General features: G+C 62.3%; 9 protein-coding genes. 7 read left to right on the top strand and 2 right to left on the bottom strand.

Translation table 11 applies throughout. The features are described from left to right. The first annotated feature begins 329 nt into the window (after positions 1-329). From U5G49_RS27825 to U5G49_RS27795, 7 genes are all read left to right on the top strand, one after another. Positions 330-1,865: a sensor histidine kinase gene (locus U5G49_RS27825; protein ID WP_018245619.1), complete on the top strand. Its 1,536-nt coding sequence runs from the start codon at positions 330-332 to the stop codon at positions 1,863-1,865. A gap of 290 nt (positions 1,866-2,155) precedes the next feature. Beyond that, positions 2,156-3,166 (top strand): LacI family DNA-binding transcriptional regulator, encoded by a 1,011-nt coding sequence (locus tag U5G49_RS27820; protein WP_193444477.1) that lies wholly within the window; start codon positions 2,156-2,158, stop codon positions 3,164-3,166. Between the two features lie 42 nt (positions 3,167-3,208). Then, positions 3,209-4,483 carry an ABC transporter substrate-binding protein gene (locus U5G49_RS27815; RefSeq protein ID WP_032983656.1) on the top strand — a complete coding sequence of 425 codons (1,275 nt, stop codon included), beginning with the start codon at positions 3,209-3,211 and terminating at the stop codon, positions 4,481-4,483. Between the two features lie 72 nt (positions 4,484-4,555). Beyond that, positions 4,556-5,407: a carbohydrate ABC transporter permease gene (locus U5G49_RS27810; RefSeq protein WP_018245616.1), complete on the top strand. Its 852-nt coding sequence runs from the start codon at positions 4,556-4,558 to the stop codon at positions 5,405-5,407. Further along, complete coding sequence (locus tag U5G49_RS27805; RefSeq protein WP_018245615.1) at positions 5,404-6,261, top strand: carbohydrate ABC transporter permease; 858 nt, start codon at positions 5,404-5,406, stop codon at positions 6,259-6,261. Before U5G49_RS27810 ends, U5G49_RS27805 begins: the two co-directional genes overlap by 4 nt. Before the next feature lie 13 nt (positions 6,262-6,274). Continuing rightward, entirely contained in the window at positions 6,275-7,333 is a 1,059-nt protein-coding gene (locus tag U5G49_RS27800) for an ABC transporter ATP-binding protein (protein ID WP_193444478.1), read from the top strand. Positions 7,334-7,352: 19 nt separating this feature from the next. Then, on the top strand, positions 7,353-8,624 hold the full coding sequence (locus U5G49_RS27795; RefSeq protein WP_193444479.1) for an MGH1-like glycoside hydrolase domain-containing protein: 1,272 nt from the start codon (positions 7,353-7,355) through the stop codon (positions 8,622-8,624). A gap of 13 nt (positions 8,625-8,637) precedes the next feature. Here U5G49_RS27795 and U5G49_RS27790 read toward each other — a convergent pair whose 3' ends face one another. Beyond that, a complete protein-coding gene (locus U5G49_RS27790; RefSeq protein ID WP_018245612.1) occupies positions 8,638-11,265 on the bottom strand; it encodes an AAA family ATPase in 2,628 nt (875 codons plus the stop codon). Continuing rightward, complete coding sequence (locus tag U5G49_RS27785; RefSeq protein ID WP_131590891.1) at positions 11,262-12,386, bottom strand: metallophosphoesterase family protein; 1,125 nt, start codon at positions 12,384-12,386, stop codon at positions 11,262-11,264. Before U5G49_RS27785 ends, U5G49_RS27790 begins: the two co-directional genes overlap by 4 nt. Between the last annotated feature and the right edge of the window lie 196 nt (positions 12,387-12,582).

Here is a 12,582-nt window from a genome sequence, read left to right as displayed (position 1 = left end):
CTTTCAGATCAGGTTACGCGGTTGATTAGATTTTGATCGAATAGACGCCGATGATCAGTTAAGAACCTCGTCGTGCCGAGCCTCGCGTGCGAAAGGTTTTATCCATCATTCGGATCTCCTTCTCGAACGGAGTGGGATTGACCGAATGTCGCGGTCATTCTCTAAAGGTGACTGTGAACATACAATCCTCAGTCGTACTTTTGAGGACGCCGAGTAGTGAGCACTGCATAATTTTCGAGAGTCAGAAATCAGCTTATCGGATATGGTTCGGAATGCGTTGCAATGTCCCCGTCTGGCCGTCGCCGCACTATGGAAATTGGCCCAAAAAGATGATCGGTGGCGATAAATACGTTGGCTCCGTAGGCAAAGCATCGCTCGCGATCATCGCGCTGATGTTCCTGTCATTCACCACCCTCCTGTCGATCTGGCTCATATCCAGTTACGAGACAGCTGTTCGCCGGGGCGATGAGCGTGTCAGCGCCGCTTCCAAAATCGTTGCAGCGAACGCGAATTGGTTGAATTCCCTTGCTCGGGAGACCCTGCACCGAATTGATGATGCTCTGGGGCCGAGTACATCTTTGCCCGGCCCCGATCGGGTGCGCGATCTCGACGCTGCCGTCTATGACCTTCCTCCTCAGGCGACCGCCTATGTCATCGGGGCAGATGGAAAAACGCTCTTTTCGAACGATCGCGATATCAAGCCGATCAACGTTACGGACCGCGACTACTTCGTTCGGTTGAGAAACGGCGCTGACGAATATACATCCCCCCTGATCATCAGCCGCCTTTCCCAGCGGCAGATATTCGTCTTCAGCCGCAGGCTCGAACGCAATGGCGTGTTCGCTGGCGCCGCCGTGATTGCCTTCGACGCGAGCATCCTAAGGCCAATATGGGACGCGGTCGCGATAGGCGAGAACTCGATTGTCGGCCTCATCAGGCGCGACGGGCAACTTATCGCCCGATACCCGGAACCCGCCGGACCAGTCGATATGCGAAACCACAAGCTGTTTACCGACTATATGAGGAAGGCGACATCAGGCACATATCGCTCCGTGTCGCCAGTCGACAATGAAGATCGCCTGGTCGCATACCGAATCCTCGAACGCACCCCTTTTGTGGCCATTGCTTCGGCAGATATCAACGTAATCATGCAGCCCTTTTGGGAGGATGCCAAAATCGCGGCTTTATTGGTCGCTTTCGCCCTCGTCGGGGCTTTGGCAGCTGCATTGTGGATTCAGAACCTCATCAAGGTGGACACATTGCACACCAGGCAGCTTGCGGATGCGTTGCGATCGAATGAAACGCTCATGCGCGAGATACACCATCGAGTGAAGAACAACCTGCAGACGGTGATGGCCCTGCTGCGCTTGCAGGGTTTTGAACCGGAAGCCGTTCAAAAATTAAACGAGCGCATCTCTGCGATGTCCGCAGTTCACGAGCAGATGTACGGCTTCGACCAGTTTAGCGGAATATCTGCTCGGGAATTCATTCCGTCATTCGTTAGGACGCTCGTAGACGTCCATGGTCGCGCCGTTTCCGTTGACTTTGAAATCGACGACATCGTGATTGCGGCCGACAAGGCAACGCCGTTTGCCCTCCTGCTCAACGAGTTGATTGCCAACAGCATGAAATACGCCTTCGACGGCCGGGCATCCGGAAATATTCGCGTCATGCTGCACGCGACTGAAGGAGAGGAATCCCAACTGACCGTCGCCGACGACGGGATTGGATTCGATGGCCGATCGGACAGCGCCGGGATGGGGACGCGGCTGATTAAAGCCTTCGTAAATCAACTGCATGGCGAGGCGAGATACAATCGCCTGGAAGGAACGCAGTTTACGGCAACCCTCAAGCTTACCGATTGAGCGAGAGCTAATTCGAAGCCACCTCCCTGCCCAAAGCAAGACTTCGGTTATCCCCGCCGCATCGGGAGCGGGACGCGGAGCTACTTTGCGAACTTCCCGAGCGTATCCAGATACACAAGATAGTGGTCCCGCCTAGGCTGCGCTGAAAAGACCCGCCCCTTCGCATATCTCTGTGACGTCTCTGCTCGTCTTGAAAGATCATGCGTGCGACATCTGCACGAATCCAAAACGTTTTGGCTTGACTCCCAAAACGTTTTGGAGAATCTTTTTCTCACTTCGGGAGGAAGATCTTGGCCAATCTCAAACAGCTTGCGCAATCGCTGGGACTGTCGATCACCACGGTGTCGCGTGCGCTCGACGGTTACGCCGATGTGTCGGCCGCCACGCGAGAACGGGTGCGCGAGGCTGCCGACAAGGTTGGCTACCGGCCGAATGCTTCGGCCCGTCGCCTCCGCAGGCAGCGCGCCGAGCTGGTTGCCGTCACGCTGCCAAGCGATCCTGGCCATATCGGCCCTCCGCATTTCCTCGATATGTTGTCCGGCTGTGCCGAACATCTTGCCGCTGCCGGCCTCAATCTGGTGATTGCACCGGTGCCGCGCGGCGAGAGCGAACTCGACATCTGCCGCCGCTTCGTCGATGGCCGCCGCGTCGACGCCATGCTTCTCGTCCGCACCAAACGGAAGGACGAGCGCGTCGAATTTCTGCAGTCGCGTGGCATTCCCTTCGTCACCAACGGCCGCACCGAAAGCCTGCTGCCCCATCCCTATATCGACGGCGACGGCTTTGCTGGCTTCCGAGCCGCGACGCTGCGCTTCCATGCCGCCGGCCACCGCCGTATCGGCCATATCGCCGGCCCGCAGGAATATTATTTCGCGCATGACCGCTGCCGTGGCTGGCGGGCGGCGATGGAGGAATGCGGCCTTCCGACCGACCTCTGCGCCGAAGGTGCGCCGTTGGAACAGGGCGGCTACCTCGCGGCGCTGGAACTTCTGCGCCAACCATCGCGTCCGACCGCACTCGTCTGTGCCACCGACGAAATGGCAATCGGGGCGCTGAGGGCGCTGCGCGAGGTCGATGGCGGCAACCAGATCAGCATTGTCGGCCATGACGATCTGCCGATGGGCGCCTTCACCAGCCCCCCGCTCTCGACCATGCGCATGACCGGCGAAAACCTCGGCGCGAGCTTCGCCTCGCTGCTGTTGCGCGCCATTGCCGGAGAGCCCGCCGAAGAACTCCAGGAACTTCACGCGATCGAATTCGTCGATCGCGACAGCCATCGCCGTCCCGCCAAGGCGGCATAGACAGAAGTGCATCTCAAACAAAGAACAATGAAGGAGGAGAAGATGAAACATATCATGTCATTTGGAATTCTGGCTTCCACCGTGCTGGCCTTCGCCTCGCCGGTGCTTGCCCAGACGGTTTTCGTGTCCACCCAGCTTCGCCCGATCGAAGAGGCGACCGTCGTCCGCGAGGAGCTGTTGAAGGATGTCGGCTCGGTTGATTACGTGGTCGAGGAGCCGCCGCAATTTGCTGTCCGCATGGAGGCCGAACGTCAGGCCGGCAAGCGCACCGTCAGCCTCGTCGGTGCGCTACATGGCGAGCTCTCGCCGCTTGCCGACAAGGACACGCTCGAGCCACTCGACGATCTCGCCAAGAAGCTGGCAGCGAGCGGCATGCCGCAGTCGCTGCTCGACCTCGGCAAGCTCGGCAAGCCGACCCAGCAGTATATCCCCTGGATGCAGGCGACCTATGTGATGGCTGCCAAAAAGGAAGCGCTGCAATACCTGCCTGATGGCGCCGACGTGAACGCGCTGAACTACGATCAGTTGATCGAGTGGGGCAAGAATATGCAGGAGGCGACGGGCCAGCCGCAGATCGGTTTCCCGGCCGGCCCGAAAGGGCTGATGGCGCGTTATTTCCAGGGCTATTTCTATCCGTCCTTCACGGGGGGTGTCGTGCGCACCTTCCAGAGTGCCGATGCGGCTGCTGGCTGGGAGAAACTGAAGGCGTTGTGGGCCTATGTGACACCGAATTCGACCAGCTACGACTTCATGCAGGAGCCGCTCGCTGCCGGCGAAGTCATGGTCGCCTGGGATCATATCGCCCGGCTGAAGAATGCCATTTCTGCCGCACCGGATGATTATGTGGTCTTCCCCGCTCCCGCCGGTCCCAAGGGCCGCGGCTACATGCCAGTCGTTGCTGGTCTCGCCATTCCGAAGGGCGCGCCTGACAAGGCCGGCGCAGAAAAGATCATCGAGCATCTGTCTATGCCGGACACGCAGCTCCTGACCGCCTCCAAGGTCGGCTTCTTCCCGACCCTGAACGTCAAGCTGCCGCCGGATCTCGACGCGGGCGTTGCCCTTCTCGCCGGTGCGGTCACCGCCACCCAGGCTTCCAAGGACGCCGTCATCTCGCTGCTCCCGGTCGGCCTCGGCGACAAGGGCGGCGAGTTTAACAAGGTCTACATGGACAGTTTCCAGCGCATCGTGCTGCAGAACGAGCCCGTTGCAGACGTGCTGAAGACCCAGGGTGCCACGATGGCCAAGCTGATGACCGACACGAAAGCTGCCTGCTGGGCGCCCGATGCCAAGAGCGACGGCCCCTGCCCGGTCGAATAAATCCGCCCGAGACGCGTCCGGGCGAAATGCCCGGGCGCTCCTTCACCACTCTGCTCGTCAAGGCGGGAGCCGATGACCAATAGCCGACCCTGGATCCCCTATCTGCTGATCCTGCCATCCGTCGCCTTTCTGGCGCTGCTCTTCGTCGTGCCGCTGGTGCAGACAATCTGGCTGGCGGTTTCGGATAATGGTGTGCTGTCGCTTGATAATGCCGAGCGGATGGTCACCGACATCAATTTCACCCGCTCGGTGAAGAACACCTTCCTGCTGACGATCGCTGTCGTGCCGGTGCAGATCGCCATTGCGCTTGCTATGGGCACCATGGTCGCCAAGGTCGGCCGCGGGCGCGAGACGATCCTGTGGATCTGGACGATCCCGCTCGGCATTTCCGATCTCGCCGCCGGTCTCGTCTGGCTGTCGATCCTGCAAAATACCGGCTATCTGAATTCGCTGCTCTTCGGCCTCGGCATCATCGGCAGGCAAGCGAGCTGGCTTTCCTACCAGACGCCGGTCGCGCTCTTCATTGCAATTGCGGTTGCCGAAATCTGGCGCGGCACGGCCATCGTGATGGTCATCATCGTCGCCGGTCTCAACCAGGTGCCGAAGGAATTCAAAGAAGCCGCCGAGATCTTCGGTGCTGGCCCGTGGACGCGCTTCTGGCGCATCACCCTGCCGCTGATCCGCCCGGCTCTACAATCGGCGCTGATCCTGCGCACCGTGCTCGCCTTCGAAGTCTTCGCGGTGGTCTATGCGCTCGGCGGACGCAATTTCCCGGTCCTCGTCGGCGAGGCCTACAACTGGCAGAACCAGAACCAGAACTACAGCGTCGCTGCCGCCTATGCGGTGCTGATCATGATCATCTCGCTTGCCGCCACGCTCATCTATCTGAAGGCCTTGAAAGTCGATCCGGAGCGCCTGCCATGACCACGGACACCATCAGCACGGCCGCAGACACACCCAAAGCGGCCGGCTTCGTCTCTTCACGCCGTTGGCTTCTCTGGAGCGGCATCGCAGCGCTTTGCGCCTGGGTGCTGGTGCCGATCTATCTGGTGGCACTCGGCGCACTTGGCGGTCGCCAAGGCGTCTATATCTGGCCGAAGACCGGTCTTCCCACTGGCATATCGCTGGAGCCCTTCATTCTCTTCCTAAAGACCGAAGGCGTCGTCCAGTCCTTCCTCAATTCGCTGGGGGCAGCCGGCATTACGGTGGCGCTTTCGATCCTGCTCGGCGCGCCGGCCGGTTATGCGCTCGCCCGCTATGATTTCCGCGGCAAGGACAGCTACCGCCTCCTGGTACTGCTGACCCGCGCCTTCCCGCTGGCAATCCTGGCATTGCCGCTGACGGTCTCCTTCATCCGGCTCGGCCTCTATGACACGATCGTCGGCGTCGGTCTCATCCATACCGTCCTGGCGCTGCCTTTCGCGGCACTCGTTACGCAGGGCATTTTCCTCGGCGTGCCCAAGGAGTTGGAGGAAGCCGCCTGGGTGTTCGGCTGCACCCGCATCCAGGCCTTCTTCAAGGTGGTGGCACCCTTGGCGCTGCCCGGCATCGTCGCAACCGCGGTCTTTGCCTTCGTCATCTCGTGGAACGAGGTCTTTGCCGCCTCGGTGCTGACGGTGCGCAACCGCACGCTGACCGCCTACCTGCTGACCGTGCTGTCGGAAAGCCCGATGCATTACCGTTTTGCCGGGGGCCTGATGCTCATCCTTCCCTCGGTTGTCTTCATCTTCGCGGTCAGACGTTACCTCTTCGCGATCTGGGGCATTTCCTCCAAATAACGGGACCAGAGATATGGCCAATATTGTCATCGACCGCATCCGCAAGAGCTTCGGAGCCTTCCAGGCGCTGAAAGAGGTCTCGCTGACGATCAACGACGGCGAATTCGTCTCGCTGCTCGGTCCGTCCGGCTGCGGCAAGACCACGCTGCTGCGCATCATCGCCGGCCTCGAGACCGCAACGTCGGGAGATGTCCGCATCGGCGACAAGTCGGTGATCGGCTTGCCTCCCAAGGATCGCGGCCTTGCGATGGTCTTCCAGAACTACGCCGTCTTTCCGCACATGACGGTCTATGAGAACGTCGCTTTCGGGCTGCGGATGCAGAAGGCCGACGACGCCAGGGTGAAGGCGCAGGTCGAGAAGGCCGCCGGCCTCCTGCATATCGAGCAATATCTCGACCGCTACCCGAACAAGCTTTCTGGCGGCCAGCGCCAGCGCGTCGCGGTCGCTCGTGCCCTTGCCGTCGAACCGAAGGTTCTCCTGATGGATGAGCCGCTTTCGAACCTCGACGCGTTGCTCCGCCTCGAAATGCGCACCGAACTCAAGACCGTGCTGCAATCGGCGGGGACCACGACGATCTACGTCACCCACGACCAGACCGAAGCCATGGGCCTTTCCGACCGCATCGCCGTCATGCATGGCGGCGTGGTCGAGCAGGTCGGCCATCCTGTCGAGATCTACAATCACCCGGCAACACGTTTCGTCGGCGGCTTCATCGGCAACCCGCCGATGAATTTCATCAAGGTGCCGGTGACGAACAGCCACGTGGCGGCAGGCGCCGAGCAGCTTGCCGCGCCGCAGGGGGCCGGCAATGAAGTGATCCTTGGCCTGCGCGGCGAAGCCGTCGAACTCGCACCGCTGCCGCAGGGTCTCGAAATGAGGGTACGCGTTGCTGAACCGATGGGCTCGCACCTGCTTCTAACCGGCTCGATCCACGACCAGCCGGTGCGCGTCATCCTGCCGGCCTCGGAAACCGTCAAGAGCGGCGACACGATCGGTCTGAAGCTCGACCAGAAGCGCATCACCTGGCTTTCACCCGAAAGCGGCAAGTCCTTTCCGGCCGTCTTGGCCTAAGAATACCGGAGCATCCGACATGAATATGCATATCGACCAGGCGAAGCGCATCCTCGCCGCCAACGATCGCGGCGGTTATACTGTGCCGACAGACCGGCTCTATCCCTTCCAGTGGAACTGGGATTCAGCCTTCGTCGCTATGGGCTTCGCGCTCTACGACATCGATCGCGCCTATCGCGAGCTGGAACGGCTGGTCGAGGGCCAGTGGGCGGACGGGATGATCCCGCATATCGTCTTCCACGCGCCAAGCGAAACCTATTTCCCGGGACCGAACGTCTGGCGCACGACGCACATGATCCCGACCTCCGGCATAACCCAGCCGCCGGTCTTCGCGATCGCGCTGCGCAAGCTGCATGAAGCCGCCGCGGGCAACGATGCCGAGACGCGCACCCTGCCCCTCTACGAGGCGGCGCTGAGATGGCACCGCTGGTGGTATTCCGCCCGCGATCCCGATGGCACCGGGCTCGTTGCGCTCCTGCATCCCTGGGAAAGCGGCAGCGATAATTCTCCCGCCTGGGACATCGCGCTCGCTCGTGTACCCTCCACCACCGATACCCCCGTCGTGCGCAAGGATACCGGCCATGTCGATGCCGACATGCGCCCGCGCGACGAGGATTACCGCCGCTTCATTCATCTGGTCGATACCTATGCCGCCTGTGGCTGGGATCCAGCGAAACAATGGGAAAAGGCGTCCTTCAAGGTCGCCGAGATCCAGACGACCGCCATCCTGCTCAAGGCCGGCGAAGACCTCGAGCACCTTGCCCGCCTGTTCGACCGGACCGAGGACGCGATCGAGATCGCTGCCTTCAATAACCGCACTCGCAAGGCGATAATGGCCCAATGGCGGCCGGATCTTTCGCGGTTCGTGTCGCGAGACCTGATCTCCGGCAAAGATGTTGAAGCCGCAACGCAAGCCGGTTTCATCCCCCTCCTCTCGCTGGACCTCGACAAGCAGGTTGCCGGCGCCCTGGTTTCGGAAATGAAAGCCTGGTCCAAGGATCTCAAGGTCGCCTTTCCGACGACGAAGCCGGGCATCGCCAGCTGGGAGCCGAAGCGTTACTGGCGCGGCCCCGCCTGGGCGATCATCAACTGGCTTCTGATCGACGGACTGAATCGCAATGGCCACGCGGATGTCGCCGAAGAGCTGCGGCGATCCACCATCGCGGCGATTGAAACGGAAGGTTTTGCCGAATATTTCGACCCGGTCACCGGCCAAGGATGCGGCGGCCTCGGCTTTTCCTGGACGGCCGCCGCCTATCTGTGGCTTGAGCGAGGCGTCGGCGTCGCCTGAGCATCGATCCTCATCAATCCGGCTGCCATGGCTGCATGGTGAGCACATTGCCGCCCAGCTTGGCGAAGGCGCGCTGGCGGCAGGAGAAGACGAGGATCTGCTGGTCGCGGGACTGGCGGTGCAGCGCATCGAACATCCGCTCGATCCGGTCGTCGTCGGAATAAACAAGCGCATCGTCGAGGATGACAGGCGCCGGCCGGCCGTCGCGGGCAAGCAGCCTTGCGAATGCGAGGCGGGTCAGCACCGACAGCTGCTCCCGCATGCCGCCGCTCAGCCGGTCGACATCCTCGTCCAGGCCGTTGCGGCGCACGATCTGCGGCAGCAAGGTGTCGCCGTCGAACGTGATCGAGATGTCGTCGAACAGCAGGCCGAGCAGCGGGGCGAGTTCGTTCATAACAGGCTTGAGATAGAGGTCGCGCGCGGCCGCCCGCGTCGCCGTCAGCGCCTTGCGCAGGCGATCGAGCACGCCCACCTCCGTCTCGAAACGCTTCACCTGCTCGCGCGCCGCTGCCAGCAAATCCCGGCTTTCCAACCAGTTTTCTTCCACCGCACCGTCCGAGCGGGTACGGATCTGACCGCCGAGATCGGCAAGCTCTTCGCGAAGCCTGGCAATTTCGCGGCCTGCGGCGTCGGCGACCGAGCGCGCCCTGGCAAGGGCGGCCTCTGCGCCTGCGAGGTCCCGCCCTGTCCTGCGCAAAGGCTCGGCCCGCAGTTCGACAGCATCGACCTGCTCTTTGGCCCTGGAAAGCTTGAGAGCAAGGTCCTGTTGCAATTCAGTTCGGCCGGCTTCGGGGCCGATGACCGCCTCGATGGCCTCGAGTTCCTGGCCAAGCCTGGTGTGCTCCGTCTGCGCGCGCAATATGGCCTCGCCGGCTTCCGTGCGCATCACTGACGCCTCCCGCGCCCGGTTCCGCGATAGTTCGATGCGCCGCGTCGCATCCGCGAGACGGGCGCGCACCTCTTCCGGGTCGGCCTCGAGTTCGACCGGATCCTGGCTGAGTTCGGCAAAGCGTGCGGCGTCGAGGTGAAGCTTGTCAATGCCATTCGGGGCGAGATCCGCGAGCCGCTGGCGCGCCCGCACGAGTTCCTCCTGCTTGTTCCGCGCGGCAATATCGCGCTGTCGCGCCGCTCGCAGACTGTCGACACCGAGCTTGGCAAGCAATGTTTGGCGCGTGGCTTCCGCAGTCTCCAGCGCCCCGTCCTGATCTGCCTGCCGGCTGGAGTGGATGGTCAGGGTGCCGACGCCTGTTATGTCGAGCTTCGCGATCCCGGCAAAGCTTCTGTCCTCACCCCCAATCAAGGGCTGGCGGTCCATGCTCACCGATCCGGAGGCATCCTTCAGGTAATCGACCCTGAGCGTGGGAAGACCGACCTCGGCGGCTGCACGCAAGCCGACGATCTTGAGATCCAGCGCTTCAAGCCGCTCGACCGCATCGGCTGGAATGGCGAGCAATGCATGCGCCGCCTCCCCGTCCTCGATCTGCTGGCGCGCCGCTTCCGCCTGTTCGAGACGCAGACGGACCTCGGCCAGTCGCTCTGCGGCGTGGCGTGAACGGAGCGCTGCCTCCAGCCGCGCAAGCAGTTGACGGTCTATCCGCTCCTCCTCTTCGGCCGCCTGCACCTCCGCCGTTGCCGCCTCGCTTTCGGCCAGCGATGCCGTGCGTCGCTTGGCTGCACTCGAGAGTTCTTTCTCCGCCAAGGCGAAACGCCGCGCGAGTTCGCCGCTGCGGTTCAATGCCGTGTGGAAGCGGTCGAATACCTGTTGCGCCTCATCGCGGCGGCTGGCGGCCAAGGTGGCCTCGGCATCGAGCGCTTTGAGTTCCCTGTCATGCAGTTTAGCGGCTTCGAGCACCACCTCGGCATTGGCAATCGCCGTCTTTCGGCCGGCTTCCTCATCAGGGTTTTCCAGTTCGCTCAGTCTCGCCTGCACTGAGCGGCGGCGGTCGAGTGCGCCGTGCAGCATCTCGACCTCCTTGGCCAGCCGGGCCTCCTCCTCCTGCAGCCGGTCACGCTCCTCGAGAGCGGCGGCAAAGCGGCCTCCTGCCTTCGGCCGGAGCGTCGCGGTGACCAGGCGATTGAGTTCGTCCTCGCAGGCTTCGAGCACCGCCGACATGCGCCGTCCGCCCGTCAGCGCCTCCACCTCGCCCTGTACCGAAGACAGCAGGCTTTCGCGCACCCGCTTGTCGTTCTCCTCCTCGCTCTTGCTGCGATTTTCGATGCCGGTGACGCCTTGACGCACCCAGAGCAGGCCTGCCGGGCCGGAGGTTCCGCCGGAAATGAGATCGCCGATGAACGCCTCGGCCTCGTCGGCCTGGGCGACGATCCGGCCGCTGCCGAGATCGGTGACGCTGGCACGCCGTCCGCTATGGAACTGCTTGGTCAGGCGGTAGCGGCCGGCTTCGATCGTGATATCGGCCTCGACGATCGGATTGCCGCCGCTATAGGGGCGCAGCATCTGCACGCTCTTTGGATTGCCGCTGTGCGGTTGGAAGAACAGGGCATGCAGCGCCTCGAAACAGGTTGATTTGCCGTGTTCATTGGCGGCGCTCAGCACATTGACGCCGTCGGTGATTCCTTCGACTGATATGCCGCGGCCGGCGAAACGTTTGACATTGTGGAGGCGAAGGGCGGTGAGTTTCATCGATCGATCGCCTCGCAATAGGAAAACAGGCGGATCAACGCTTGGCGCGCCACGTTCCTGTCGTCGCCGGAACGGGCCTCGTCGAGGCTTTCGGCAAGCAGCAAGTCCGCAGCATCGCGCAGCGCACCGGCTCGATCGATGGTCTCGAGATCATCGCTCTCGCAGTCGGTCCCCAGAAGGTCGGTATCGATCTCCAGATGCGCAAATTCCGGCGCGACCTGCTCCAGCAGGCTGATCATTGCTGTGCGCCCGTTCAACCGGGCACGGCCGGACAGCGCGATGCGCAACAGGGTTTGTCGGCGCGCGAACGGTTCCGGCAACGCGGCCTTCAGCACTTCAACACCGTCTTCCGATGCCAGCAGAGGAAGGTGCAATGTCTGCCAGGAAAAACTGGCGGTCGTCACCGCCGCCGTCGTCGGCATCGCCCCCTGCCCGGCAATGGAAACGACCATCGCCTGCCCCGGCCTGTCATGCTTGAAACGGTCCGGCTCGGGCGCACCGCTATAATACGTCCTGGCGTCCACCGCCACCGATCCGTGCCAATCGCCGAGAGCCATATAGTCGAGGCCGGCCAGCGCCGCGCGGTTCGGCGCAATCACGTTGGTCGCCGTGGCATCCTCCGAAAATTCCTGGATAGGGCCATGGGCGAGGCCGATGCGGATAGCGCCGTCCGGTGTGGCGGCACCCGTCATCCATTCGGTCAGGTCGCGGCCAGGCCTCCTGGTCGTGCAAGGCGCCGGCAGCAGGATGACATCAGGTCCAAGCGGAAGGGGCACCGCTTCCGTCGCCAGGATGACATTGTCGGGCACAACGCCGCGCGCCGCACTCCAGAGCTGGTCCGCCAGCAGTGAATCGTGGTTGCCCGGAAGCAGGACCCAGCGCAGCGGCGTATTCCGGGCCATCTCGCCAAGCGCTTGCCGAAGCACGGCAGGCGTCGGCGTCTCGGTATCGAAGGTGTCGCCCGCGAGCAGGATGACACCAGCGCCATGCTCTCGTGCCGCCGCGGCGAGCCTAGCGATCACGCCATGCCGCGCCTCGCGCAGGCGCCCTCTCAAATCCTCCGGAAGATTGCCAAATCGTTTGCCAATATGAAGGTCCGAACTGTGCAGGAAGGAAAACATTAATCAGCTATGTTTGCGATGCGCTGCGAGCTTTCGAGCATGGCCAAGGACCTCTCGTCCGTAGTTTCGTGATTCCGTTGTTCCATGACAGACCATGCCTCCCGATAACAGGCGAGGCAAGTCGATCCTGGCTGAGCGAGCTGTTATCCAATGCTTGTCTAACTCTCAGCGGTACTCGACATCGCATCGCCCAGCA

Origin of the sequence: Rhizobium indigoferae (assembly GCF_034554815.1) — a bacterium.
In the GTDB taxonomy this organism is placed as follows: domain Bacteria; phylum Pseudomonadota; class Alphaproteobacteria; order Rhizobiales; family Rhizobiaceae; genus Rhizobium; species Rhizobium leguminosarum.
The sequence above is the reverse complement of the archived record's forward strand: the minus strand, read 5'-3'. Positions and strand labels throughout refer to the sequence as shown.